Genomic DNA, 25,640 nt, shown 5'->3' on the forward strand with positions numbered 1-25,640 from the left:
TCCCTTCGGTCTTGCGTTTCCGACTCTATCAGATCTTTCCGATCCGATTTCCTCGGTGCTTTCCGGCTTCTCGGTTTTCCCGATCCGCTTTCCGGCGTTGATCCGACTTTATCAGAAGTTCTGAGTCGGATTTCCCGCCCTGCCGGTCATCCGTCCGGACACACGAAGGTGCCGGGGTTTCCCTTGCTGGCGGAGCCGTAAACGTACTGGAGCGGGGCGCCCCGATGCAAATCGAGGCGCCCCGCTCTCAGTTGGCGCTGGTCAGGCCGGGGCCCGAGTCAGTCCGTCCGTCAGACCTCCACGACCACCGGGAGGATCATCGGGCGCCGGCGGTAGGTGTCCGAGACCCACTTGCCGACCGACCGGCGGATCAGCTGCTGGAGCTGGTGGGGCTCGACGACGCCGTCCTGGGCCGACTTGTTCAGGGCCTGCTCGACCTTCGGGATCACGGCGTCGAACGCCGAGTCCTCGATGCCGGAGCCACGGGCGTGGATGTTCGGCCCGCTGACGATCTTTCCGGTCGAGGCGTCGACGACGACGAAGACCGAGATGATGCCCTCGTCGCCCAGGATCCGGCGGTCCTTCAGGTGGGTCTCGGTGACGTCGCCGACCGAGAGGCCGTCGACGTAGACGTAACCCGCCTGGACCTTGCCCACGATCCTGGCCTTGCCGTCGACCAGGTCGACCACGACGCCGTCCTCGGCGATGACGATGTGGTCCTTGGGGACGCCCGTCATCGCGCCGAGCTCGGCGTTGGCCCGCAGGTGGCGCCATTCGCCGTGGACCGGCATCAGGTTCTTCGGCTTGCAGATGTTGTAGAAGTACAGCAGCTCGCCGGCCGAGGCGTGGCCCGAGACGTGGACCTTGGCGTTGCCCTTGTGGACGACGTTGGCGCCCCAGCGGGTCAGGCCGTTGATCACGCGGTAGACCGCGTTCTCGTTGCCCGGGATGAGCGACGACGCCAGGATCACGGTGTCGCCCTGGACGATCCGGATCTGGTGGTCGCGGTTGGCCATCCGGGACAGCGCGGCCATGGGCTCGCCCTGGGAGCCCGTACAGACCAGCACGACCTCGTCGTCCGGGAGGTCGTCGAGGGTCTTCACGTCCACGACCAGGCCGGCCGGGACGCGGAGGTAGCCCAGGTCGCGCGCGATGCCCATGTTGCGGACCATCGAGCGGCCGACGAAGGCCACGCGGCGGCCGTACTCGTGCGCCGCGTCGAGGATCTGCTGGATGCGGTGCACGTGGCTGGCGAAGCTGGCCACGATGATGCGCTTCGGGGCGTTGGCGAAGACGTTCCGGAGGACATTGGAGATGTCCTTCTCCGGCGGGACGAAGCCCGGGACCTCGGCGTTCGTCGAGTCGGACAGCAGGAGGTCGATGCCCTCCTCGCTGAGCCGCGCGAAGGCGTGGAGGTCGGTGAGCCGGCCGTCCATCGGGAGCTGGTCCATCTTGAAGTCGCCGGTGGCGACGGCCATGCCCGCGGGGGTGCGGATGGCGACCGCGAGCGCGTCCGGGATGGAGTGGTTGACCGCGATGAACTCGCAGTCGAAGGGGCCCAGGTTCTCCCGGTCGCCCTCCGACACCTCAAGGGTGTACGGACGGATCCGGTGCTCCTGCAGCTTCGCCTCGATCAGGGCGAGGGTCAGCTTGGAGCCGATGAGCGGGATGTCCGGCTTGAGCCGGAGCAGGTAGGGGACGGCGCCGATGTGGTCCTCGTGGCCGTGCGTGAGCACGATCCCCTCGACCTCGTCGAGACGGTCCTTGATGATGGTGAAATCGGGCAGGATCAGGTCGATGCCCGGCTGCTCCTCCTCGGGGAAGAGGACGCCGCAGTCGACGATCAGCAGCCGGCCTTCGTACTCGAAGACCGTCATGTTGCGGCCGATCTCACCCAGCCCACCGAGCGGGATGACGCGCAGGCCGCCCTTGGGCAGCTTCGGCGGGGCGCCGAGTTCAGGATGCGGATGACTCAAAAGACTCTCCTCACCACACGCGCCACGTACCGCTTGGGCACGTGGCGCGCATGACATTCGTGCACTTGCTGTTGTCAGTCGATCGTTCGTCGATCGGATATTCAGTTGTGAAGTCTGTAGTTACAGCTCTACCCCGCCGGCGGCGAGATCGACCGTGAGCTGGGCGGTCTCCTCCGGCGAGAGCTCCACGAGGGGCAGGCGCAGGGGGCCGGCCGGCAGGCCCTGGAGGGCCAGCGCGGCCTTGGTGGTCATGACGCCCTGCGTGCGGAACATGCCCGTGTAGATCGGGAGGAGCCGCTGGTGGATCTCGGTGGCCTTCTGCACCTCACCGTTCAGGTGGGCGTCGAGGAGGGCGCGGAGCTCGGGGGTCACGACGTGGCCGACGACGGAGACGAAGCCGCAGGCGCCCACGGAGAGCAGCGGCAGGTTGAGCATGTCGTCGCCGGAGTACCAGGCCAGGCCCGAACGGGCGATGGCCCAGCTGGCGCGGCCGAGGTCGCCCTTGGCGTCCTTGTTGGCGACGATCCGGGGGTGCTCGGCGAGCCGGACGAGCGTCTCGGTGTCGATGGGGACACCGCTGCGGCCCGGGATGTCGTAGAGCATGACCGGAAGGCCGGTCGCGTCGGCGATGGCCGAGAAGTGCCGGTACAGACCCTCTTGCGGGGGCTTGTTGTAGTACGGCGTGACGGCGAGCAGGCCGTGGGCGCCGTCGCGCTCCGCGGTGCGGGCCAGCTCGATGGAGTGGTGGGTGTCGTTGGTGCCGATGCCGGCGACGACGTGGGCGCGGTCGCCGACCGCCTCCAGTACCGCCCGTACCAGCTCCGATTTCTCCGCGTCGCTGGTGGTCGGGGACTCGCCGGTGGTGCCGTTGATGACGAGGCCGTCGTTGCCCGCGTCCACCAGATGGGCGGCGAGTCGCTGGGCACCGTCGAGGTCGAGTGCGCCGTCAGCCGTGAAGGGCGTGACCATGGCGGTGAGGACCCTCCCGAAGGGGGTCTGCGGAGTGGAGATCGGAGCCATGGGTAACACGCTACTCGCTGCTCATCGCCCGGTGTCCCCTCGGGGGACGTGAGAAAGGGAGCCCGGCACTGCCTGCTCGGGGGTTCAAGCAGTGCCGGGTCCGTTTGATCAGCCTAGATGAACTTCGTGAAACGTCGCAATACGGACACTTCGCGTGACGTGGTCGTACATCTGTGCTTTATGGGGCCACACGGCCGTTCTTGTTGAACGCGGCATAGGTCAGCGGCATGAGCCCGGCCCAGTGCTGCTCCATCTTCTCGCCGACCATCTCGATCTCCCGCTGCGGGAAGGACGGCACCTTGGCCAGCTCGTGCTGGGTGCGCAGACCGAGGAAGTGCATCAGCGAGCGTGCGTTGCACGTGGCATACATCGAGGAGAAGAGCCCGACGGGCAGGACCGAGCGGGCGACCTCACGGGCGACACCGGCGGCGAGCATCTCCTGGTACGCCGCGTACGCCTGGAGGTACGAGTCCTCCATGACCCGGCCGGTCAGCTCCTGCTGGGCCTCGGTGCCCTCGACGAAGACGTACTTGCCGGGGCGGCCCTCCTGCACGAGCTTCCGGGAGGCGTCCGGAACGTAGAAGACCGGCTCCAGGTTCCTGTAGCGGCCCGATTCCTCGTTGTACGACCAGCCGACGCGGTGACGCATGAACTCGCGGAACACGAAGATCGGGGCGCTGATGAAGAAGGTCATCGAGTTGTGCTCGAAGGGGCTGCCGTGCCGGTCCCGCATCAGGTAGTTGATGAGCCCCTTGGACCGCTCCGGGTCCTTCTGCAGCTCGTCGAGCGACTGCTCACCCGCGGTGGAGACGCGGGCCGCCCACAGCACGTCCGAGTCGGCGGCGCTGTGCTTCACCAGCTCGACGGTCACATCGCTGCGGAAGCTGGGCTTGAGGTCTGCCGCGTCTGCTGAGGGGGTGTCGGTCACCGGCGGGGTCCTTCCAAAGTGCGTCGCTCGGGCGGCGCCCACTCTACGGGGAGCCACTGACACCGAGCCCCTGCACCCGTCCGTGGGGGTTTCTTTGGTCAATTCGGGGAAATCGGGCACCGAACGATGACTTTGGTCGTCTGTATCCGTGACACCCCGCACCACACGAACCCCAAGGAGAGTGCCCCTGATGCTCCGCCGGCGAGAGGCCGTCCCGTTCGCATTCGTCGCCGAGGCCGACCGCTTCCGCAGTAACGTCACTCCGCCGCCCAGGGAGCGCCTCAGCGTCTCCGAGGTCGCGGGCCGTACCCTGGTCGGGCTGACCGTCGTGGCCGGTCTCGTCGGGTCGTTGCTCTTCGGGATGCCGTCCCTGGAGTCGGGTGCGTCCCAGGGCCACCGGCAGCAGTCCGAAGCCTCCGACGGTCGCTGAGCAGTTCGGCCCCCTGAGGTGGCCTGGTCGAGACCACCTGGGTAGCCTCACCGGGCACAGCCCCTTCGAGCGTGCTTGTGAGTGAGGATCAGTCGTGCCCCTGCCCTTCCTGACGGCCGACCGCGCTTTTGACGCGACCGACGACGTCGCCCTGCCGTTCGACGACCACGACCAGTGGCGTCGCCCCTACCGGCCCGGCCCCTGGCGCGTGGGGGCGGCGGCGCTCGCGCTGCTGCTCGCCTCGTTCGTGCTGTTCGCCGCGGTGATCATCACGGCCGCCGGGGCGATGGGGGGTGCCACCGTCACGTTCGGTCTGGCGGCCCTGATCATCGTCGCGGCGGTGCGGATGCTACGGGTGGGCACCTGGGTGAGCCGTCACGGCCTGCGCCGGGTCGGCTTCCTCTCCACCACCACCGTGGCGTGGAACCGGGTCACTCAGGTGCGTACGGCGCAGCAGCCCGTGCGGTGGCTGGGGCTTCCCCGCACGGTGCAGGGCCAGGCGCTGATCCTCGTACGGCAGGGTGGTGAGCCGGTCACCCTGCTCACCGACCACAATGCCGACTTCCTGTCGCGCATCGAGGCGTTCGACCGCGCGGCCGACACCGTCGAGGCGTGGAACGCCGAGTACGGCGTCGTGGTGACGGCCGCGCGCTGACGCCCGGGCCCCGACTCCTACGCGCCGACTCCTACGCGCTGACCGGGCGCCCCGCGTGCAGGGCGATCGCCCGCTGCATCGCCTTGCGGGCGCGCGGGGTGTCCCGGGCGTCGTGGTAGGCGACCGCGAGCCGGAACCAGCAGCGCCAGTCGTCCGGGGAGTCCTCGGTCTCGGCGCGCCGCTGCGCGAAGACCTCGTCGGCCGACTCCCGGTCGATCCGGCCGCCGGCCGTGCGCTTCAACTCGTCCACCGGCAGGCCGCCTTCAGCCTCCAGCTCGCGGGCGAGCCGCTGCGCGTTCCGCGCGAAGGCGGTGTTCTTCCAGAGGAACCAGCCGCCCACGCCGGGCAGCAGGAAGGCGACCGCTCCCATGCCCATGGCGACCGGTTCACCGGTCAGCAGGAGCAGGACTCCCTCCATCGCCACCACGCCGAAGACGAGGACGAGGACGGTGGCGAGGAAGACGTACGTGATCTTTCCACCCATGGCCGTCAGCCCAGGTCCAGGAAGTGTTCCAGGCCGAAGGTGAGGCCCGGGACAGTGGTCACGCGGCGGGCGGCGAGCAGGATGCCCGGCATGAAGCTGGAGTGGTGCAGCGAGTCGTGACGGACCGTCAGGGTCTCGCCCTCGCCGCCGAGCAGCACCTCCTGGTGGGCCAGCAGTCCCCGGAGCCGTACGGCGTGCACGGGGACGCCGTCGACGTCCGCGCCGCGCGCGCCGTCCAGGGCGGTCGCGGTCGCGTCGGGCTGGGGGCCGAGACCGGCCTCGGCGCGGGCGGCGGCGATCAGCTGGGCGGTGCGGGTGGCGGTACCGCTGGGGGCGTCGACCTTGTTCGGGTGGTGCAGCTCGACGACCTCGACGGACTCGAAGTACGGGGCCGCGATCTGGGCGAACTTCATGGTCAGCACGGCGCCGATGGAGAAGTTCGGGGCGATCAGGACGCCGGTCTCCGGGGAGGCGGCGAGCCAGCTGTTCAGCTGCGCGAGGCGGTCCTCGGTCCAGCCGGTGGTACCGACGACCGCGTGGATGCCGTGGCGTACGCAGTAGTCGAGGTTGCCCATCACGGAGTCCGGGGTGGTCAGCTCGACCGCGACCTGGGCGCCCGCGTCGGCGAGCGTCTCCAGCTTGTCGCCGCGGCCGAGCGCCGCGACCAGTTCCATGTCCTCGGCGGCCTCGACGGCCCGTACGGCCTCGGAACCGATACGGCCCTGGGCTCCGAGAACCGCCACGCGCAGCTTGCTCATGCTCTGAACTCTCTCTGGGAGTGTCTAGGAGACGGATTCGTGCAGGCGTGCCGCCTGCTTGTCCTTCAGCGGCCCTATGACGGACAGCGAAGGGCGCTGTCCGAGCACATCACGGGCGACCTCGCGGACCTCGTCCGGGGTGACGGAGGCGATCCTGGCGAGCATGTCGTCGACGGACATCTGGGTGCCCCAGCACAGCTCGCTCTTGCCGATGCGGTTCATCAGCGCGCCCGTGTCCTCCAGGCCGAGGACGGTCGAGCCGGAGAGCTGGCCGATGGCGCGGGCGATCTCGTCGTCGGTCAGGCCGTCGGCGGCGACCTTGTCGAGCTCGTCGCGGCAGATCTTCAGCACGTCGTGGACCTGGTTGGGGCGGCAGCCCGCGTACACCCCGAAGAGGCCGCAGTCGGCGAAGCCCGAGGTGTACGAGTACACGCTGTAGGCCAGGCCGCGCTTCTCGCGGACCTCCTGGAAGAGGCGGGAGGACATGCCTCCGCCGAGGGCCGTGTTCAGCACCCCGAGGGCCCAGCGGCGGTCGTCGGTACGGGCGAGGCCCGGCATGCCGAGGACCACATGGGCCTGCTCGGTCTTGCGGCCCAGAACCTCGACAGCGCCCGCGGTGCGGATGGTGCGCCGGCCGTCGCGCGGGGCGACGGGGACGGCGTCCGTACGGGAGAGGGCGCCGGCCTTCTCGAAGGCGCGGCGGACCTGGCGTACGACGGTCGCGTGGTCGATGTTGCCCGCGGCGGCGACGACGAGGTGGGTCGGGTCGTAGTGCTTCTTGTAGAAGCGGGCGATCCGGCCCCGGTCGAGGGCGTTGATGGTGTCGACGGTGCCGAGCACCGGGCGGCCCAGCGGGGTGTCGCCGAACATCGTGTGCGCGAACAGGTCGTGCACGACGTCGCCCGGGTCGTCCTCGGTCATCGCGATCTCTTCGAGGATGACGCCTCGCTCGGCGTCGACGTCCTCGGCGAGGATCAGCGAGCCGGTGAGCATGTCGCAGACCACGTCGATCGCGAGCGGCAGGTCGGTGTCGAGGACCCGCGCGTAGTAGCAGGTGAACTCCTTCGCCGTGAAGGCGTTCATCTCGCCGCCGACCGCGTCGAGCGCGGCGGAGATGTCGAGGGCGCTGCGTCGCGCGGTGCCCTTGAAGAGGAGGTGCTCCAGGTAGTGCGTGGCGCCGTTGAGCGTGGGCGTCTCGTCGCGGGAGCCGACGTGGGCCCAGATGCCGAAGGTGGCGGAGCGCACGGACGGCAGGGTCTCGGTGACGATCCGCAGACCGCCGGGGAGGGTGGTGCGGCGGACGGTGCCGATGCCGTCCCTGCCCGGGAGAAGCGTTTGGGTACGGGCGACGGCCCGCCCCTCCGAGGAGGGGCGGGCCGTCGTCACGGAACTACGGGACGTCACTGGTCGGTGTCGTCCTTCTTGTCCTCGGCGGCGTCCTCGTCCGCCATGACGGGCACGAGGGAGAGCTTGCCGCGCTGGTCGATCTCGGCGATCTCGACCTGGACCTTGGAGCCCACCGCGAGCACGTCCTCGACGTTCTCCACGCGCTTGCCACCGGCGAGCTTGCGGATCTGCGAGATGTGCAGCAGGCCGTCCTTGCCGGGCATCAGGGAGACGAACGCACCGAAGGTGGTGGTCTTGACGACCGTACCCAGGTAGCGCTCGCCGACCTCCGGCATGGTCGGGTTGGCGATGCCGTTGATCGTGGCGCGGGCGGCCTCGGCCTGCGAGCCCTGGGCGGCACCGATGTAGATGGTGCCGTCGTCCTCGATCGTGATGTCGGCGCCGGTGTCCTCCTGGATCTGGTTGATCATCTTGCCCTTGGGGCCGATGACCTCACCGATCTTGTCCACCGGGATCTTGACGGTGATGATGCGCGGCGCGTTCGGGGACATCTCGTCCGGAACGTCGATCGCCTCGTTCATCACGTCGAGGATGTGCAGACGCGCGTCACGGGCCTGCTTCAGCGCGGCGGCCAGGACCGAGGCGGGGATGCCGTCGAGCTTGGTGTCGAGCTGGAGCGCGGTGACGAAGGTCTTCGTACCGGCGACCTTGAAGTCCATGTCGCCGAAGGCGTCCTCCGCACCGAGGATGTCGGTGAGGGCGACGTAGTGGGTCTTGCCGTCGATCTCCTCGGAGATCAGACCCATGGCGATACCGGCGACGGGGGCCTTCAGCGGCACACCGGCGTTCAGGAGCGACATGGTGGAGGCGCAGACCGAGCCCATGGACGTCGAGCCGTTGGAGCCGAGGGCCTCGGACACCTGACGGATCGCGTAGGGGAACTCCTCGCGCGTCGGCAGCACCGGCACGATGGCGCGCTCGGCGAGCGCGCCGTGGCCGATCTCGCGGCGCTTGGGCGAGCCCACGCGGCCGGTCTCACCGACGGAGTACGGCGGGAAGTTGTAGTTGTGCATGTAGCGCTTGCGGGTCACCGGGGAGAGGGTGTCCAGCTGCTGCTCCATGCGGAGCATGTTGAGGGTGGTGACGCCCAGGATCTGGGTCTCGCCACGCTCGAAGAGCGCCGAGCCGTGCACGCGCGGGATGGCCTCGACCTCGGCGGCGAGCGTACGGATGTCCGTGATGCCGCGGCCGTCGATGCGGACCTTGTCCTTGATGATCCGCTCGCGGACCAGCTTCTTGGTCAGCGCGCGGTAGGCACCGGAGATCTCCTTCTCGCGGCCCTCGAAGGCCGGGAGGAGCTTCTCGGCGGCGAGCTCCTTGACGCGGTCGAGCTCGGTCTCGCGCTCCTGCTTGCCGGCGATGGTGAGCGCCTGGGCGAGCTCGCTCTTGACCGCGGCGGTGAGCGCCTCCAGGACGTCGTCCTGGTAGTCGAGGAAGACCGGGAACTCGCCGGTGGGCTTGGCGGCCTTGGCGGCGAGGTCCGACTGGGCCTTGCAGAGGACCTTGATGAAGGGCTTCGCGGCCTCGAGACCGGCGGCGACGACCTCCTCGGTCGGCGCCTCGGCGCCGCCCTTGACGAGCTCGATCGTCTTCTCGGTGGCCTCGGCCTCGACCATCATGATCGCGACGTCGCCGTCCTCCAGGACGCGACCGGCGACGACCATGTCGAAGACGGCGTCCTCGAGCTCGGTGTGCGTCGGGAACGCGACCCACTGGCCCTTGATCAGCGCGACACGGGTGCCGCCGATCGGGCCGGAGAAGGGCAGGCCGGCCAGCTGCGTGGAGCAGGAGGCGGCGTTGATGGCGACCACGTCGTACAGGTGGTCGGGGTTGAGCGCCATGATCGTCTCGACGATCTGGATCTCGTTGCGCAGGCCCTTCTTGAAGGAGGGGCGCAGCGGGCGGTCGATCAGGCGACAGGTGAGGATCGCGTCCTCGGAGGGGCGGCCCTCCCGGCGGAAGAAGGAGCCGGGGATCTTGCCGGCCGCGTACATCCGCTCCTCGACGTCCACCGTCAGGGGGAAGAAGTCGAGCTGGTCCTTGGGCTTCTTGGACGCGGTGGTGGCCGAAAGGACCATCGTGTCGTCGTCCAGGTACGCGACGGCGGAGCCGGCGGCCTGCTTGGCCAGGCGGCCCGTCTCGAAGCGGATGGTGCGGGTGCCGAAGGTGCCGTTGTCGATGACGGCCTCGGCGTAGTGGGTCTCGTTCTCCACTAGCGGTTTCTCCTACGTGTTCGTCTTTTCGTCCGTCGGCCCGTGTGGCCGGGGACGGTGGTGGAGGAGAAGCACGCCTTCGGATGCGGGCCGGTCTTCGATCGAAGCCTCCGGGGATATGGGGTCCGGGGGCCACTACCGAGGACCGGCGGCGTGCCGGCGGCCTCTCGCTCTGAATGTGGCGTTGTGTGACCAGACTAAGTGCCGGTCGGTACATCGCGCACGTACAGCAAAGGGAGCGGCCCCCTAAAAGTGGGAACCGCTCCCTTCACGGCGTCCTTACTTGGCACCGCCGGCCGCACCGCGGCGGATGCCGAGGCGGTCGACCAGGGCACGGAAGCGCTGGATGTCCTTCTTGGCCAGGTACTGCAGCAGGCGGCGACGCTGGCCGACCAGGATCAGCAGACCACGACGGGAGTGGTGGTCGTGCTTGTGCTGCTTGAGGTGCTCGGTCAGGTCCGAGATACGGCGGGAGAGCATCGCGACCTGGACCTCGGGGGAGCCGGTGTCGCCCTCCTTCTGGCCGAACTCGGCGAAAATCTGCTTCTTCGTAGCGGCGTCGAGAGACACTCGGTACTCCTCTTGGTGTTCGCGCGCCCACGAGTGCCCCTGGTCTTGTTCTCAGGGGAGCTTCCGTGACTCGGAGGCGAAGGTCCGATGAGCGCAGCTCCCAGAGAATCCGGTGGATCCGAGGATTCCGGTGGTTCCGGGAGCGCGTACACAAACGGCCGTTACACAGGGTACCAGGGGGTTCAGGACGTCATCGCCCGGATGGAGTGGTAGACGTCGAAGACCGCGAGGCAGAGCGGCAGCAGCGTGAGCAGGACGAAGGTCTCGGCGATCTCCAGGAAGCGGCCCCAGAACGGCGTGACGCCCTTGCGCGGCACGATGAGGCCGATCGCGGTGATCAGCGCGGCGACACCGGCGATGGCCGCGGAGAGCCAGATCGTACGGATGTCGAGGCCGGTGCCGTCACCCTTGAGCGCCTCCATGATCAGCTCCACCGGCGGGTTGAGGCAGAGCCCGAGGCCGAGCAGCACCAGGGCGCCGAGACCGGCACCGAGGGCGCAGCCGACCTGCGCGGTGTAGCGGAAGAGGTGGGCGCGCATCAGCATGGCGACGCCGGTGGCGAGGGCGAGCAGCTGTCCCCAGATGTTCTCGGAGAAGCCCAGCACGGCCGCGGCGGAGACGGCGACGAGGGCGCAGCCGCCGACGAGGCCGACCAGCAGCTCGTGGCCGCGGCGGGCCTGGGCGGCGATCCGGACGGCGTCGACCGGCCCCTGGGGCTCGGCCTCGGTGCCGTAACCGCCGACGCTGGTCCTGGGCGGTTCGAAGCCGATGGGGAGCCGGGCGAAGCGGGTGGAGAGCCCGGGCAGGAAGGCGAGGGCGCCGACGGCGAGCGGCGCGCAGACGGCGGCGGTCTCGGCCGGCTCCAGCTCCGTGAGGACGGACACGAAGGCGACCAGCAGGCCCACGGTCGAGGCGAAGACGAACGCGACGAACGGGCCGTCCCCGCTCGGGGAGACGATCGTCAGAATCACGGCACAGACGAGCACGGCGGCGCAGGCGAGCAGGAACTGGAGCTTGCCGATGCCCTGCCCGGCCGCGAGCGGCAGCAGTCCGGACCCGGCGACGGCGGCGTTCGCCATCGCGCCCGTGCCCAGGGCCACGGCGGAGCCGCGGTCGTCGTACACGCGGGCGCGGACGGCGGCGAGGGCGAGCAGCAGCACCGCGGTGACCGCGGCGAGGATGCCGGGCAGACCGTGCATGTCGTGCCGGGGGTCGGCCGTCCACAGGACGAAGCCGAGCAGGAGCAGCAGGATCGAGCCGCCGAAGAGACCGGCGCCGCGCATCAGCGCGTCGGACCAGAGCGTGCGGTCGCGGGCGACGGCGGAGGCCACGGCGTCGGACACGTCGTCGAAGACCGCCGGCGGCAGGGAGTCGGCGAAGGGACGCAGCGAGAGCAGCTCTCCGTCGAGGATGCGCTGCGCCGCGAGCGACCGGCCGCCGTCGAGGACGGTGCCGTCGCGGCGCACCAGGTGGTAGCCGACCGGGGCGCCGGGCGCCGGGGTCTGGCCGGAGAGGCGGAGGACCTCCGGGTAGAGGTCCGCGACCGCGATGTCCTCGGGCAGCGCGACGTCGACGCGACCGTCGGGCGCGACGACCGTGACCCGGCAGAAACCGGTGCCGCCTTGGAACACGGTCGCGGGGGCCGACTGGCCCGCTCCGCTGGCCGTGGCTGGGGCCGTCATACTCACCTGCTGCTTCCCCTCGTGGTGATTCTGGCCGGCAGGCCTGACATTGCGCTCCGAGCACTGCGCTCCGAGCTCCGCCCTCCGGACATTGCGCTCCGAATGACCCGTTTTTTTGCGATAGTTCATGGGCGCGCAAACACGTCGGGCCACCCTACCGCCCACCCGTGACCCCACACCAAAGTAGGATCCCTCCCCGCGGATGGATCCCGTCGCCACGGGGGCGTCTATAGGAACTTTCCGTCCGGCAACGGAAATTGGTGAGCTGTGAGTCAGATCGTCGTCAAGCGCCCACCACGGGCTCTGCCGTCCGAAGTCCCCGGTGAGCAGGTGCAGTTGCAACCTCCGCCGGAGCTGCCGCGCGGGCAGCAGGAGGGCATGCTGATGCAGCTCCTGCCGATGCTCGGCATGGGCGGTTCGGTGGTCTTCTTCTTCATGACGCCGAACCCGATCATGCGGATCATGGGCATGGTGATGATCGCGTCGACGGTCGCCATGGCGATCGCCATGCTGGTCCGCTACCGGCGCGGCACGCAGGGGCAGCTCGCCGACCTGCGGCGTGACTACCTCAAGTACCTGACGCAGACGCGGCGCGCTGTCCTGAGGACGGCGCACCTCCAGCGCGACGCGCAGTTCTATCTGCACCCCTCGCCCGAGCAGCTGTGGGCCCTGGTCGCCGAGGGCAGCCGGGTCTGGGAGCGGCGTATCGGCGACGACGACTTCGCGCAGGTCCGCATCGGTCTGGGCAGCCAGCAGCTCGCCACCCCCCTCATCGCCCCCGAGACCGCTCCCGTGGACGAGCTCGAGCCGCTCACCGCCGGCGCGATGCAGCAGTTCCTCACCGCGCACAGCACCCTGGACGGCCTCCCCATGGCCGTCTCCCTCCGCGCCTTCTACCACCTCACCGTGAGCGGCGACCCGGACGGCGCCCGTTCCACGACGCGCGCCATGGTCGGCTCCCTCGCGGCGCTGCACTCCCCCGAGGACATGGTCATCGCGATCGCCGCGGGTGACGGCGCGGCGCCCGCGTGGGAGTGGGCGAAGTGGCTGCCCCACGTACAGGCGTCGGGCCCCGGCGACGGCGCGGGCAGCCGGCGTCTGATCACCACGGACGCGCGTGAGCTGCAGGAGATGCTCGACGCGCGGCTGGAGGGCCGCCCCCGTTTCCAGGGCGGGAACCACCCGCTGCTCGACCACCCGCACCTCGTCGTGGTGCTCGACGGCCAGTCGATCCCGCAGACGTCGGCCCTGGCCTCGCCCGAGGGCCTCCAGGGCGTGACGATCATCGAGGTCGTCCAGGGCAGGGCCAACGGGCCCCGCGGCGACCTGTCCGTGATCGTGGACGGCGAATCGCTGCGGCTGGAGTCGGGCCACGGGCTCGTCTACGACGGCAGCGCCGACCGGCTGAGCCCCGACGCCGCGGAGGCGCTGGCCCGCCAGCTCGCTCCCCTGCGGGTCGCCTCGGGCGCCGACGACGACGAGCCGCTGCTCGCCAACCTCGACTTCACCGATCTGCTGAACCTCGGCGACGCGGCCTCGGTCGACGTCAGCCGCACCTGGCGCCCCCGGTCCCGGTCCGAGCGACTGCGCGTCCCGATCGGCGTGGGCGAGGACGGCACCCCCGTCATGCTGGACCTCAAGGAGGCGGCGCAGGAGGGCATGGGCCCGCACGGTCTGTGCGTCGGCGCGACCGGTTCCGGAAAGTCGGAGCTGCTGCGCACGCTGGTCCTCGGTCTGGCGGTGACGCACTCGTCGGAGACGCTGAACTTCGTCCTCGCGGACTTCAAGGGCGGTGCCACCTTCGCCGGCATGTCCCAGATGCCGCACGTCGCCGCGGTGATCACCAACCTCGCGGACGACCTCACGCTGGTGGACCGCATGGGCGACTCCATCCGCGGTGAGCTGAACCGCCGCCAGGAGATGCTGCGCGACGCGGGCAACTACGCGAACATCCACGACTACGAGAAGGCGCGGGCCGCGGGCGCCCCGCTCCAGCCCATTCCCTCGCTCGTCCTCGTCATCGACGAGTTCAGCGAGCTGCTGACGGCCATGCCGGACTTCATCGAGATGTTCGTGCAGATCGGCCGTATCGGCCGTTCGCTCGGTGTGCACCTGCTGCTTGCGTCGCAGCGTCTGGAGGAGGGCCGGCTCCGCGGCCTGGAGACGTACCTCTCGTACCGCGTCGGTCTGCGGACCTTCTCCGCCGCCGAGTCCCGCGCGGCCATCGGTGTGCCCGACGCCTACACGCTGCCGAACGTCCCCGGCTCGGGCTACCTCAAGTACGGCACCGACGAGATGGTGCGGTTCAAGGCGGCGTACGTCTCCGGTGTGTACCGCACCAACCAGCACGCCGTCGTGCCGGGCGGCCCGCTGCCCGTGGACCGCCGGCCCGTGCCGTTCACCGCGGCGCACGTCCCGGTGCGCTACCTCGAACCGACCGCCCAGGCGCAGGTTCCCGAGGCCCGGGCCGCCGAGGACGACGCGCTCGCCGACTCGGTGCTCGACGTGATCGTGCGGCGGCTCGAAGGACGCGGCGTCGAGGCGCACCAGGTGTGGCTCCCGCCGCTCGACAACCCGCCGCCGCTCGACGCGATCCTGCCCGGCCTCGCCGGTGTGGAGGGCCGCGGTCTGACGCAGCCCGGGTACGAGGGGGCCGGCAGGCTCGTCGTCCCGGTGGGCGTGGTGGACAAGCCGTTCGAGCAGCGACGCGACACGCTGTACCGGGACTTCTCCGGCGCCGCGGGCCACATGCAGATCGTCGGCGGTCCGCAGTCCGGCAAGTCGACGCTGCTGCGGACGATCATCTCCGCGTTCGCGCTGACGCACACCCCGCACGAGGTGCAGTTCTACGGACTCGACTTCGGCGGTGGCGGTATGGCCTCGGTCGCGGGACTGCCGCACGTCGGCGGCGTGGCGTCCCGTCTCGACCCCGAGCGGGTGCGCCGTACGGTGGCCGAGGTCTACGGCATCCTGTCCCGGCGCGAGGAGTACTTCCGCAGCTCGGGCGTCGACTCCATCCAGACGTACCGCAGGCTCCGGGCGCGTGGCGACATCTCGGTGACGGACCAGCCGTTCGGCGACGTGTTCCTCATGATCGACGGCTGGGGCAACTTCCGTACCGAGTACGAGGGTCTCGAGGCCGCGGTCGTGGACATCGCCGCGCGCGGACTCGGCTACGGCATCCACGTGATCCTCACGGCGTCGCGCTCCATGGAGGTCCGCGCCAACCTCAAGGACCACCTGATGAACAGGCTGGAACTGCGGCTGGGCGACACGATGGACTCCGAGCTGGACCGCAAGATCGCCGCCAACGTGCCCACGGGCGTCCCCGGCCGTGGTCTCACGCCGGAGAAGCTGCACTTCATGGCGGCCGTGCCGCGCATCGACGGCATCAACTCCGACACCGACCTGTCCGAGGCGACGGCGGCGATGACGCAGGAGGTCACGCGTCACTGGACGGCGCCCGGCGCGCCGGCGGTCCGGCTGCTGCCGCGCGAGCTCGACGCGCACCAGCTGCCCGCGGGCTACGCGGAACCGCAGCGCGGTGTCGCGTTCGCCATCGACGAGAACAACCTGGAGCCGGTCTTCGTCAACTTCGACCGCGATCCGTTCTTCCTGGTGTTCGGTGAGAGCGAGTCGGGCAAGTCGAACCTGCTGCGGCTGCTCATCAAGCAGATCACGGAGCGGTACGACGGGAACTCCGCGAAGTTCTTCGTGATCGACAACCGGCGCGCGCTGCTCGACGTGACGCCGGCGAGCCACCTGGCCGAGTACGTGCCCATGTCGAACAACATGGAGCACCACGTGGACGCGCTGGCGGACCTGATGCAGCGCCGCTCGCCGTCGGCCGACGTCACGGCACAGCAGCTGCGGGACCGCAGCTGGTGGCAGGGCCCGTCCGTCTTCGTCGTCGTCGACGACTACGACCTGGTGTCCACCTCCAGCGGCAACCCGCTGGCGAAGCTGGCGGAGCTGCTGCCGTTCGCCCGGGACGTGGGCGTCCGCTTCATCATCGCCCGCAGCGCGGCCGGTGCGAGCCGGGCGGCGTACGAGTCCTTCATGCAGCGGATGATGGAGCTCGGCGCGCAGGGGGTGCTCCTCTCCGGCGACCCGCAGGAGGGCGACGTCCTCGGCGGCGTCCGCATGCGGCCGATGCCGGCGGGCCGGGGTATCTACGTGTCGCGGCAGCGCGGCAACCCGCTGATTCAGACGGGAATGCTGCCGGAGGTGTAGGGGCGGCGGGGTGGGGGCCGGGGCTGATCGCGGCCCCGGCCTCTGTCCTTGGCCTGCGGCGCCTGTGTGCCGCGTAGAGAGATGGAGCAGGACAGGTGATCGGAGCAGCGGTATTCGCCGGGGCGTTCGCGGTGGCGTTCGTCGCCTTCGGCCTGTTCGTCGACGCGCGCGGGCTGTGGTGGCGCTTCCGGGCGCCGCGCCTGGCCGACCCCGAGGCGCACGAGCCGTCGGCGGCGTCGTTCACGGCCCGACGGGCCGTCATGGTCGTGCTGGGCCTCTTCCTGGCGTACGAGAGCTTCAGCATGCTGAAGCTGGCGGGGGTCTTCGACTCGGGCCCCGACCACGCGGAGATCCTCGAACGGGTGCAGGACGTCGCGCGGGACCTCGAGACGGAGGACGGCGCGGGCCGGTACAGGCTGACGGGGCTCGAGGGCTCGTGGGGCGACTTCATCAACCCGGCGCTGAAGGGTCCGGAGGCCTGGGACCCGGTGGCGACGTTGGTGGAGGACGAGGAGGAGACGTCGGGCGGCGGGACGTCGGGGGCGGAGACCTCTGGATCCGGGACGTCGGGCGCCGGGACGTCGGGCGCAGGGACGTCTGGGTCCGGGAGCTCAGGCGCCGACAAGGGCTCCACCTCGGACATCAAGGGCCCGTTCGTCGAGCGCTACGAGATCGACGGCAGCGTCTGCCTGACGGTGACGGCCACGCCGCTGCCGGGGCAGTCCGCGAGGGACCACGCCCTGGATCTCGTGATGTACGGGATCCGTACCGAAGTCGTGGACGAGGCCTGCCCCGAGGCCGCGTGATTCCCGGTTGTCGCCGGCTGATGAATTGCAAGGGACGGACGAATAATGAGGGAACCGCGCCGGCCCTATTCTCTGTCCGTCGAAGTGAGGACCGCCGCAGGATCGGCACGGACCAGAATCCCGGACGCTCCCTGATGAAAAGCCCGAATCGGTTCCAACCAGTCGAAATCCATAAGGAGATGTGACGTCCATGGCATGGGACGAGTGGGAACAGCTGAAAGCCTCGGCGGCCGAGAAGGATTCGGCACGGATGCAGCTGAACGGGCTGCCGCCCGAGGACCGACCGAACGCAGGCAGCGCGACCGGCGGCTTTCTCGCCGTTGACCAGCAGGATCTCGCGGCGATCGGCGACGAGGCCTTCAAGCTGTACAACCGGCTGTGGAAGGAAGGCCGGGTCACCTCCACGGACTCGGCGGCGACCGACCTCTCGACCCAGGGCTTCGCTCTCGGCGGCGCGCTGTCACACGTATCACTGCGCTGGGACAAGCAGCTGGGTTCGGTGATGGACGCCTGCGCTCTCATCTCCAACCACATGGACTTCACGAAGAACGCACACGCCGGCGACGAGATCTTCATCGAGCGGCACGTGAGCAGTATTCAGACGCTGGACGCCGGATTCGACGAGCAATGGGGCGAACCGGGCAGGAAGAACCCGGTGTACGACATCAAGGACAAGCCCAAGAAGGACGAGGACTAGGGGGATTACTGATGGATTTCGAAGCCCTTCACTCGGCCAACTTCAAGCTGCTCGACGATACGGTCACGGACTGGACGAGCATGCTCACCAAACTCGAATCGCTGAAGAAGGACGCTCACGACGGACTCCGCGGGAAGGCCCTCAAGGCCAACTGGGCGGGTGACAACGCGGTGATCACCCGCGAGTTCGTGGGCAAGACCTCCGGCGAGTTCGGTGACGCGGTCACCCAGGCGACGTCGATTCGCAACATCATGCAGGACACCCGGGACGAGCTGAAGAACCAGCAGCGCCTCCTCAAGGACGCCATCGAACGCGGCCGGGGGAAGAACCTCACCGTCACCGCGAACGGCGGCGGATTCACCGTCCGGGAGAACCCCGACAAGAAGGCCCCCAACGGCCAGAGCGACGTCGACGGCCTACGGAACGAACTCCAGGGCATCCTCAACACGGCCACCGAGATCGACAGCACCGCCGCCACCTCCCTGAAGGCCCTCGTCGACCTCACCGACCACGGCTTCTCCGACGCGGTGTACAAGGACCGCGACCAGGCGGCGGCAGCCGTCAAGGAGGCCGAGAAGCTCGCGGCGATCGCGAAGAAGAAGCCCGAGGACCTCACCACGGCGGACTTCGACGCGCTCAACTCCGGCCTCGGGAAGTACTCCGGTGACCCGATCTTCGCCGAGCACTTCGCCTCGACGGTCGGCGCCAAGGGGACCCTCGACCTCTGGGCGGGTCTCAACGACATGCAGAAGAACCGGGACGTCTTCCCGGACCGTCGCGAGCAGTACGACGACCTCCAGAAGAACCTGAGCCTCACGCTCGCCACGGCGACCCAGGCGGACTCCCCCGAGATGTCGCGCTGGAAGTACGACATGGTCAACATGGCCGACCAGCCCCTCCACAAGAACAGCCTCACCCAGGGCGCGCAGGTGATGAGCAACCTCATGCGCTGGGGCAACTTCGACGACCAGTTCCTCAAGGACTACGGCGGCAAGCTGATGGAGGTCGAGAAGGGCTCGTCCAGCAACGGCCGTCACACGCCCATGAACTGGGTGCGCATGGGAATGGATCCGTACCTCAACCGCACGGGCACGGACAGCGGCTCCGACCCGATGATCGGCTTCCTGGCCGCCCTCGGCAACAGCCCCGACGCGGCGACGGACTTCTTCAACGACGACTTCCTCACGAAGGACGAGGACCACGACTTCAAGGAGGGGGACAAGAAGAAGGACGTCAGCAACTTCGACTACCTCTTCGAAGAGCGTGACTGGCCGCCGGAGATGGACAGCAAGCAGAACAACAGCACCGAGGGCCGCAACAACCTCGCGCTGGCGTTGGAGGCGGCGACGACCGGGCACCCGGCCGGCGAACTGCCCACCGCGGACACGCCGCCGCACAACAAGGACCAGGCGGCGCTCATGCAGAACATCGTCGCCTCGATCTCGGACGATCCGGAGCGGCTGACCAAGCACAGCTACATGTCGGACAGCATCGGCCAGATCGCCTCGGAGTATCTGCCCGACATCAACCGGTCCGTCTCCGACGACCAGCGCGGCAACACCGACAAGCTCTTCCCGATCGCCGGCACGCCCGCGGCGCTCGAGCACTCGGACGTCACCCGCTTCCTCGTCACCGTGGGGCAGGACCCGAAGGGCTACGCGGCTGTCGAGATCGGCCAGGGCGCGTACATGGCCAACCTCATGGACTACCACCTGAACCCCGACACCCCCGCCGACATGAAGTACCCGCAGTCTCCGCAGGAGACGATCGAGGAGATCTCGCGCCGTTCGGCCGAGGTCGGCGGAACGCTTGCGGTCGGCCGCCAGGAGGCCATCGTCGGTCCGGCCGGCAAGGAGGCCAAGGACTTCGCGGACTCGGTGGCACAGCAGAAGAACACCTGGTCGGGCGCGATCGGCACGGGCATCGGCGTCGGCGTCAGCTTCATCGCGACCCCCGTCGGCGGGGCGGTCGCGAGCGGCGTCGCCGGTACGGTGAGCAGCGTGGTGCTGGAGCACATCTTCCAGCAGTCCGAGACGGACGTGCTCAAGGACGCGGGCAAGGACGCCGGAAGGCTCTGGGACGAGAGCAAGGACAAGAACGTCGACATGAGCCAGATCGCGGCCCAGGAGGCGGCGAAGGCGCACAAGCTCCCGTACGGCGATCAGGTCGCGGACTGGGCCAGGACCGGCACGTCCAACGGCTTCTCCGACGCCTCGGACAATGCCCGTCACATGGCCGACGACCTGGAGACGGAGATCCAGCCCGGCTGACGGCCATCAGAAGTTCCGGTCGCAGACGTCACGACAACCAGGCTGCGCCCCTCGCTCGGGGCGCAGCCTGCCCCCGGAGGGCACAGTGAATCGCTTCAACAGTCCGACGTACGGCGCCCGGACCTTGGGCCTGACCGCCGCCACTATCGCCGTCGTCCTCACCGGGGCCGGATGCGGCGCCGGCGAGGAAACCCGAGGCTTCGAGGTCCCGAAGGCCCTGTGCGGTACCCCCATCGATGCCAAGCTCCTCGAACCGGTACTCCCGAAGAGCGGGCAGAAGATCTCGGAGGAGCTGTCCGACAAGATCCAGGGCATCCGACGTTGCCGGGTCTCGGTCGACGGCGAACTGGTGCTGTCCGCCAGCACCGAGTGGTGGGGCAAGGGCACGACAACGGTGAAGGTCGCGTCGTCGCAGATGGGCGTGAGGCTGGACGAGCACGTCAGCGAGGACCGCAGCTACACGTACGCCGACATGGGCGGAACGGGCCACGTCACGTGCCCCGACCCCAAAAACGCCAACATGCGTGAGAACGGCGAGCTGTTTACCACCGTCTTCATCACCAAAGAGGGAATCCCGGACGAGTCGGCGATGAAGGACCTGGTCCTCGCCTACACCAAGGCGATCGGGGCGTCCGAGGAATGCACTCGTTGAGCATGAGCAGCTCGATGATCGTCACACGACGCCGGTACGGCATACGTACTGGACCTCCCTCCGTTCTCCGGACGGAGAGTGATCAGCGCGGAGGCTGCCTGCGCTTCGCCCGGGGAGGAGTTTGAGGCGGGCTCGCTCGGTGTCGTCGACTCCCCTGGTCTCAGAGCGGCGGTCCTGGTGCAACAGCCTCAGTGTCGTGGTGGACCTGAGACGGCACGGCGAGGCAGACGACCCCAAGGTCAAGCAACAGCTGGGAGACCTGGCCGGCTCCCGTCCAAGATCCCCGCGGAAGCGCCGCGGGAAGGTACCGCTTCGTCCGAATGACGTACGACCGATTCCTGCCGTGCCGGCCGGCATCGTCGCTGTGCGAACCCGCACGCGTGAGGGTGCGCCGCCCGGGCCGGCTTCACCCTGGGAAACGCGACAGGGTGGGCGCCTCCCGTGCGCGCCCACCCTGTTGATTCCGCGGTCTGTCGGCCGTCAGAAGTTCGCGGCCGACTTCCGGTCGCCCGCCTGGTACGCGGGGCCCGCCATGCGGATCTTGCTCGCGATGTCCTTCAGGGCGGTGTGGATCAGCCGCGACTCCTTGTCCCAGTTCTTGTGGGCGGCGTCGGCCGCGGTCTTGGCCTCACCCTCGAAGGTCTCGGAAATGGAGCGGATGCGCGTCTGGATCTCCTCCAGAGACCTGTCCAGCTCGGCGGCCTGCTTCTCGATCACCCCAGCCGCGTCGTCGAGAGACGCGTAGGTGACGACCATCACGCCGTCGTTGTTCTGTGCCATGAGTTCTCCAAGTGCCTTTGTGTCGACGTTTTACGGTTACGCGTTCAGCCTGCTCAGAGCTTGGCGATGCCCGAGGTCGAAGCCCTCTCCGCGGCGGCGTCGCCCGAGAAGCCGGCCGTGACGTCGACGCCCTTGAGCGCCTGCTCGATCTCGGAGTCCACGTTCGCCGCGTTCGTACGGGTCACCTGGATGGCTTCCTGGAAGTTGAGCAGTAGCTTGGCGATGCGCACCATGCCCTGGTTGATCTCGTTCTGCTTGATGTCGAACGCGCCGGCGCCGACACCCTTCCAGCGGCCCTCGAGGCCGTCGATGACGCCCTGGAGCGTCCTCAGCTGACCCTTGACGCCCTCGAAGCGGACGGTGAGGTCATCCTGGAAATCCTTGAGACTCTGATCGCCGACCTTCTGGATCGTCATGTGACGCTCTCTCTCTTCTGGATTCTCATTTGTGGCTGCGCCCGCCGTCTCGCGCGGGACGCAGGGTGGTCTTCGATGGTTCTGACCGGACGCCGTCGGACGGACGTCGTCAGGCGGTGCGCCGCCGCCGCACGAGCACGAACGCGACTCCCGCGACGACGACCACGGCCGCGGCGCCGCCGATGATGAGCCCCAACGGGCTGCCGTCATCAGTGCTCTTGCTGGAGCCTGCCACAACCGCGTCGGCCGACGGATCGGTCTCCGGGGCTTGTGGCGAACCTGATGCAGACGCGGACACGGACGGGGCCGCAGAGGCGTCGCCGGAGGGGGACGAACCGGACGAGCCCGGCTCGCCGCCGACTTTCTCGTTGGTCAGGGGACTGATGCCGGGGTCGCCCGGCTTGCCGACGCCACGGGTGAGGTGGGCGTTGGGCCGGACGACGCCGTGACCGAGATACCGGCTCAGGGTGCCGGGCTCCCAGTCGTCGCCCCGTGCTGCGGAGTCGAGCATGACCCGCAGGACCTGGTTGCCGGTCCAGTCGGGGTGGGCGGACCAGATGAGGGCGGCGGAGGCGGAGGCGATGGCGGTGGCGTTACTGGTGCCCTCTGTCGCGCAGTAGCTCTTGAACTTCTCGTCGCACCAACCGGGGATCTCGCTGCCCGGTGCGGCAAGGTCCACATAGTCGCCGTGTTGCGAGTACTTCGCCCACTCGCCGTCCTTTGTGGTCGCCGCCACCGCGATCGCCTCGGGGTAGCTCGCCGGATACTGCGGCTTGTTGTCCTTGTCACCGCTGTTTCCGGCGCCCGCGAACAGCAGTTTCCCCTTCTGCTGGGCGTACTTGACCGCCTTCCGGACGTCTGAGCTGTAGTACTCACTGGCGAACGAAATGTTGATGATCTGTGCATCACTGTCCGCCGCAGCTCTGATCGCCTCCTCCATGTCGAAGGCGTTGACACGCTGATTGTTCTGAAGCTCGGTGTCGCTCACCCGGTAGGGGATCACCTTGGCGTCGGGCGCCAGCCCCTTGAGGCCGCCACCGGCTCCCGAGCCGACGATGAGCTCGGCCATCGTCGTCCCGTGGCCTCGGTAGTCGTCGGTTTCGTCCCCCTTGGCCTCGGCAACGTCCAGGCCCTTCAGGACCTTGCCCTTGAGGGATGCCGTGGACGGATTCACGCCACTGTCGATGACGGCAACCTTGATCCCCGCGCCCGTCGACGTCTTCCAGGCCTCCTCGGCCTTCATGGCGTCCAGATACCACTGCTTCGAACGGGCGTCGGCAGCAACTGCCGTCGGGGCGACCCCGACGAGACCTGCCGTCAACACCGCAGCCGTCACGGTGCTGAGCAGCCCTCGCCGGAGCGTGCGGCCCTGGATCATTCCTGCCGTCATCCTGACTTCCGAACCTTCCCCGTGGTTAGTCGATCACCGGCGGAACAGCTCCGCGCCGACGGTTCGTCCATGTCTCTTCGTCTTCGGTCAGGTAGTCCGGGCGCGTAGAGCCCTCGCGGTCCTGATCGTCACGTGCCGGGCGCTGGTTGCCACGCCCGCCCCCGACGGGTGCGCCGGCGCCACGAGGGCTTCCGACGACGCCGTTCGTGCTGGGAGTGCCACGTCCGACGGGGCGTGCGCCGGTGTTACCGGAGTTGGCACCCACCACGCCGGCCTGGCTGGGTCGCGCCGCGGACGTACGACCCGCGGCCGGGCCATCGCTGCCGACGACCGTCCCCTTGGGAAGTCGTGATCCGGGGTTTCCGCCCGAGGTGCGCTGCGGTGAACCACCGACGATCGGGTTGGACCGGCCGGTGGTCGGCCCGCCGCTCGTGCGTCCGGTGACAGGCTGGCCCGTCCCTGTGGGCCTGCCCACAATCGGAGACTGGCGCGTCGCGCCGCCTCCCTGACGCTGCGCCGTGCCGCCGGGCATGCCCGGTCCGCCCGGACGGCCCACCTGAGGCGTGGTGCGTCCGGCCTGCGTCGACTGAGCAGTGGCCGGCGGCCCTCCTGCCTTGGCCATGGGGCCACCCGGCCGGCCGACGGCGGGCGAGCTGGTCGGGCCACCAGGCCTACCCACGGCAGGGGAACTCGTCGGCCCACCCGGTCGGCCCACGGCGGTCGGGCCGGTCGTGGTGCGCGGAACACCGGGCGTGCCCGTGGCCCGAGGGCCGCCGGTGCGCGGAGGAGTGCCGAGCGAGACCGTCGGAGGCAGCAGGGGGCCGGTCGGATTCTGGGTCACCGGGGGCGCGGTCGGCGGTGTCGTCGGCAGCGTGGTCGGCGGCGCCGGAGTCGTCTTCACGGTGTCGATCTGGACCTTCGTGTCCGGCTCCCGGATCGCCTCCTCCCTGACGTTCGTGTCGGTCCCAGGCCGAGTGTCGCCCGTCCTCGCCTCACTGGGGCTTGAGGGGTCGCTGGACGCGCGCGACAGGTCCTCACGCGTCACCGAGGTCTCAGAGCCCGTCCCTCTACCGACGAAGCCCCCCGACGGCAGCGGAACCGCCGCCTTGTACGACTCCGGCGGCTTCGGGATCTCCTGGCCCTGCAGCGTCGACTGCGAGACCGCGTAGAAGGACGCCAGGCGGTTCATCTGGTTGATGGCCTCCTGCCGGTCCTTCTCGACCTGCAGCGCCTGCTTGTACTTCGGGTTGTCCTCCGTCTGCTCCGGCAGCGGGAAGTCCTTCGGCTGACGCTGGTCGATGCGCGTGTCCCGTGGGGGCTTCGCGTTCCGGACCGACGTCAGGCCCGTGCTCGCCACCGTCATCTGCGTGCCGACCGCGTTCGCGAGCTTGCCGATGCCCCACGCGTAGCTCACGACCTCGGAGCCGTAGCGCTGGAACTCCGTGGCGGCCTCGCCCTTCCATTCCGTCCTGCTGACGAAGTCGCCCAGGTCCTTGGCCGCGTCGTTGAGGGCGGTCGTCGCCTTCTTCAGCGCCTTGCCGGCTTCCTCCAGGTCCGCCGGGTTGGCGCTGTCCAGGAAGTCGAGCATCTCGTTGAGCTTGCGGCCGTCGAACGCCGTCTTGCCGAAGACGCTGCCCGATCCGCCGCCCCCGAAGACGGGGAAGATGTCGTCCAGCCGCTCCACCATGTCGGTGACCGCGTGCTTGGTCTGGATCTGCTCCTGGTCCTCCTGCTGCGCCTTCTCCTGAGGCGTCAGCTCCGGCTTCGGAGCCGGCTGCTTCTCTTCACTCATCCGTCATCACCCGATGCCCTTGAAGGTCTTGCCGCCACCGACCGGCTTCGCGGGCTGGGCCGGGTCGTTGCTCTTCGCCCGCTTCTCGGCCTCGATCGCCTCGTCGCGCTCCTTGTCCAGGCGCGCCTGGATCTCGTGGAAGCTCCGGCGCTGCTCCTCTTCGACGTTGTCGTAGCCGACGTCGGCCGCGTGCACGCCGATCGAGAGCAGTTCGATCTGGTCGCTCAGAGACTTCGACAGGCCGACGAGGGCCCTGTGGACGCGGTCGAACTCCGAGTAGAAGCCTTCTGCCTCCCCGAAGGGGATACCGACACCGAAGGATCCGCGCGTCACCCGCTCCATGCCCACCGTGGCGGCTCCGGCGTCTCCGCCCTCCAGCTCCGCGAGAAGGGTGTTGACCCTGTTGCGGAACTTCTTCAGCTCGCCGACTCCGCGCTCGAGGTTACTTGTCATCGCAGCCCCCGGCACCCACTACCTCGAG

General features: G+C 69.0%; 21 protein-coding genes. 7 read left to right on the forward strand and 14 right to left on the reverse strand.

Features of this window, described 5'->3' with window-relative positions; all coding sequences use genetic code 11:
* Nucleotides 1–290 precede the first annotated feature (290 nt).
* From M5362_RS12990 to thyX, 3 genes are all read right to left on the reverse strand, one after another.
* The gene (locus M5362_RS12990; RefSeq protein ID WP_260227650.1) at nt 291–1,976 is read right to left on the reverse strand and encodes a ribonuclease J; all 1,686 of its coding nucleotides are present in this window, start codon (nt 1,974–1,976) and stop codon (nt 291–293) included.
* A 120-nt stretch (nt 1,977–2,096) separates the two neighbouring features.
* Complete coding sequence (dapA, locus tag M5362_RS12995) at nt 2,097–2,996, reverse strand: 4-hydroxy-tetrahydrodipicolinate synthase (protein ID WP_260227651.1); 900 nt, start codon at nt 2,994–2,996, stop codon at nt 2,097–2,099.
* Between the two features lie 178 nt (nt 2,997–3,174).
* Complete coding sequence (gene thyX, locus M5362_RS13000; protein ID WP_260227652.1) at nt 3,175–3,924, reverse strand: FAD-dependent thymidylate synthase; 750 nt, start codon at nt 3,922–3,924, stop codon at nt 3,175–3,177.
* Nucleotides 3,925–4,114: 190 nt separating this feature from the next.
* Between thyX and M5362_RS13005 the strand changes: the two genes are divergently transcribed.
* Together M5362_RS13005 and M5362_RS13010 are read left to right on the forward strand one after the other, a co-directional pair.
* The gene (locus tag M5362_RS13005; RefSeq protein WP_260227653.1) at nt 4,115–4,354 is read left to right on the forward strand and encodes a hypothetical protein; all 240 of its coding nucleotides are present in this window, start codon (nt 4,115–4,117) and stop codon (nt 4,352–4,354) included.
* A gap of 94 nt (nt 4,355–4,448) precedes the next feature.
* Entirely contained in the window at nt 4,449–5,009 is a 561-nt protein-coding gene (locus M5362_RS13010) for a hypothetical protein (protein WP_260227654.1), read from the forward strand.
* A gap of 31 nt (nt 5,010–5,040) precedes the next feature.
* Here the strand turns inward: M5362_RS13010 and M5362_RS13015 are convergent, their stop codons facing one another.
* The 6 genes from M5362_RS13015 to eccD form a co-directional block, all read right to left on the reverse strand.
* Nucleotides 5,041–5,493, reverse strand: a complete 453-nt coding sequence (locus M5362_RS13015; protein ID WP_260227655.1) for a hypothetical protein — start codon at nt 5,491–5,493, stop codon at nt 5,041–5,043.
* A gap of 5 nt (nt 5,494–5,498) precedes the next feature.
* Nucleotides 5,499–6,251: a 4-hydroxy-tetrahydrodipicolinate reductase gene (gene dapB / locus M5362_RS13020; RefSeq protein ID WP_260227656.1), complete on the reverse strand. Its 753-nt coding sequence runs from the start codon at nt 6,249–6,251 to the stop codon at nt 5,499–5,501.
* A 24-nt stretch (nt 6,252–6,275) separates the two neighbouring features.
* Nucleotides 6,276–7,655, reverse strand: coding sequence for a pitrilysin family protein (locus M5362_RS13025; protein ID WP_260227657.1), 1,380 nt, complete (start codon nt 7,653–7,655; stop codon nt 6,276–6,278).
* On the reverse strand, nt 7,652–9,871 hold the full coding sequence (locus M5362_RS13030) for a polyribonucleotide nucleotidyltransferase (protein WP_260227658.1): 2,220 nt from the start codon (nt 9,869–9,871) through the stop codon (nt 7,652–7,654). Before M5362_RS13030 ends, M5362_RS13025 begins: the two co-directional genes overlap by 4 nt.
* 279 nt (nt 9,872–10,150) lie before the next feature.
* Nucleotides 10,151–10,441, reverse strand: a complete 291-nt coding sequence (gene rpsO, locus M5362_RS13035) for a 30S ribosomal protein S15 (RefSeq protein WP_147979976.1) — start codon at nt 10,439–10,441, stop codon at nt 10,151–10,153.
* A gap of 182 nt (nt 10,442–10,623) precedes the next feature.
* Nucleotides 10,624–12,123: a type VII secretion integral membrane protein EccD gene (gene eccD / locus M5362_RS13040; protein ID WP_260227659.1), complete on the reverse strand. Its 1,500-nt coding sequence runs from the start codon at nt 12,121–12,123 to the stop codon at nt 10,624–10,626.
* A gap of 267 nt (nt 12,124–12,390) precedes the next feature.
* Here eccD and eccCa point away from each other — a divergent pair, with 267 nt between their 5' ends.
* The 5 genes from eccCa to M5362_RS13065 all read left to right on the forward strand — a co-directional run bounded on the left by eccCa (nt 12,391) and on the right by M5362_RS13065 (nt 20,781).
* Nucleotides 12,391–16,356: a type VII secretion protein EccCa gene (eccCa, locus tag M5362_RS13045; RefSeq protein WP_260227660.1), complete on the forward strand. Its 3,966-nt coding sequence runs from the start codon at nt 12,391–12,393 to the stop codon at nt 16,354–16,356.
* 95 nt (nt 16,357–16,451) lie between these two features.
* Entirely contained in the window at nt 16,452–17,162 is a 711-nt protein-coding gene (locus M5362_RS13050) for a hypothetical protein (protein WP_260227661.1), read from the forward strand.
* A gap of 190 nt (nt 17,163–17,352) precedes the next feature.
* The gene (locus tag M5362_RS13055) at nt 17,353–17,859 is read left to right on the forward strand and encodes a hypothetical protein (RefSeq protein ID WP_260227662.1); all 507 of its coding nucleotides are present in this window, start codon (nt 17,353–17,355) and stop codon (nt 17,857–17,859) included.
* Between the two features lie 11 nt (nt 17,860–17,870).
* On the forward strand, nt 17,871–20,129 hold the full coding sequence (locus M5362_RS13060) for a DUF6571 family protein (protein WP_260227663.1): 2,259 nt from the start codon (nt 17,871–17,873) through the stop codon (nt 20,127–20,129).
* Nucleotides 20,130–20,253: 124 nt separating this feature from the next.
* Nucleotides 20,254–20,781 (forward strand): hypothetical protein, encoded by a 528-nt coding sequence (locus M5362_RS13065; RefSeq protein ID WP_260227664.1) that lies wholly within the window; start codon nt 20,254–20,256, stop codon nt 20,779–20,781.
* Nucleotides 20,782–21,261: 480 nt separating this feature from the next.
* On the opposite strand, the gene M5362_RS13070 is transcribed toward M5362_RS13065, so the two are convergent.
* From M5362_RS13070 to M5362_RS13090, 5 genes are all read right to left on the reverse strand, one after another.
* Nucleotides 21,262–21,561 carry a WXG100 family type VII secretion target gene (locus tag M5362_RS13070; RefSeq protein WP_260227665.1) on the reverse strand — a complete coding sequence of 100 codons (300 nt, stop codon included), beginning with the start codon at nt 21,559–21,561 and terminating at the stop codon, nt 21,262–21,264.
* Nucleotides 21,562–21,614: 53 nt separating this feature from the next.
* On the reverse strand, nt 21,615–21,977 hold the full coding sequence (locus M5362_RS13075) for a WXG100 family type VII secretion target (RefSeq protein ID WP_260227666.1): 363 nt from the start codon (nt 21,975–21,977) through the stop codon (nt 21,615–21,617).
* A gap of 109 nt (nt 21,978–22,086) precedes the next feature.
* The gene (locus M5362_RS13080; RefSeq protein WP_260227667.1) at nt 22,087–23,355 is read right to left on the reverse strand and encodes a S8 family serine peptidase; all 1,269 of its coding nucleotides are present in this window, start codon (nt 23,353–23,355) and stop codon (nt 22,087–22,089) included.
* A gap of 37 nt (nt 23,356–23,392) precedes the next feature.
* Nucleotides 23,393–25,159 (reverse strand): hypothetical protein, encoded by a 1,767-nt coding sequence (locus tag M5362_RS13085; RefSeq protein WP_260227668.1) that lies wholly within the window; start codon nt 25,157–25,159, stop codon nt 23,393–23,395.
* Nucleotides 25,160–25,165: 6 nt separating this feature from the next.
* On the reverse strand, nt 25,166–25,612 hold the full coding sequence (locus tag M5362_RS13090) for a hypothetical protein (RefSeq protein ID WP_260227669.1): 447 nt from the start codon (nt 25,610–25,612) through the stop codon (nt 25,166–25,168).
* Nucleotides 25,613–25,640 lie beyond the last annotated feature (28 nt).

Origin of the sequence: Streptomyces sp. Je 1-79, assembly GCF_025195125.1 — a bacterium.
Lineage (GTDB): Bacteria > Actinomycetota > Actinomycetes > Streptomycetales > Streptomycetaceae > Streptomyces.

Coding starts and splice junctions, on each gene's coding strand:
- dapA (WP_260227651.1), bottom strand. CDS start 2,996: ATGGCTCCGATCTCCACTCCGCAGACCCCCTTCGGGAGGGTCCTCACC.
- M5362_RS13005 (WP_260227653.1), top strand. CDS start 4,115: ATGCTCCGCCGGCGAGAGGCCGTCCCGTTCGCATTCGTCGCCGAGGCC.
- M5362_RS13015 (WP_260227655.1), bottom strand. CDS start 5,493: ATGGGTGGAAAGATCACGTACGTCTTCCTCGCCACCGTCCTCGTCCTC.
- dapB (WP_260227656.1), bottom strand. CDS start 6,251: ATGAGCAAGCTGCGCGTGGCGGTTCTCGGAGCCCAGGGCCGTATCGGT.
- eccD (WP_260227659.1), bottom strand. CDS start 12,123: ATGACGGCCCCAGCCACGGCCAGCGGAGCGGGCCAGTCGGCCCCCGCG.
- M5362_RS13055 (WP_260227662.1), top strand. CDS start 17,353: ATGGCATGGGACGAGTGGGAACAGCTGAAAGCCTCGGCGGCCGAGAAG.
- M5362_RS13060 (WP_260227663.1), top strand. CDS start 17,871: ATGGATTTCGAAGCCCTTCACTCGGCCAACTTCAAGCTGCTCGACGAT.
- M5362_RS13070 (WP_260227665.1), bottom strand. CDS start 21,561: ATGGCACAGAACAACGACGGCGTGATGGTCGTCACCTACGCGTCTCTC.
- M5362_RS13075 (WP_260227666.1), bottom strand. CDS start 21,977: ATGACGATCCAGAAGGTCGGCGATCAGAGTCTCAAGGATTTCCAGGAT.
- M5362_RS13080 (WP_260227667.1), bottom strand. CDS start 23,355: ATGATCCAGGGCCGCACGCTCCGGCGAGGGCTGCTCAGCACCGTGACG.
- M5362_RS13085 (WP_260227668.1), bottom strand. CDS start 25,159: ATGAGTGAAGAGAAGCAGCCGGCTCCGAAGCCGGAGCTGACGCCTCAG.
- M5362_RS13090 (WP_260227669.1), bottom strand. CDS start 25,612: ATGACAAGTAACCTCGAGCGCGGAGTCGGCGAGCTGAAGAAGTTCCGC.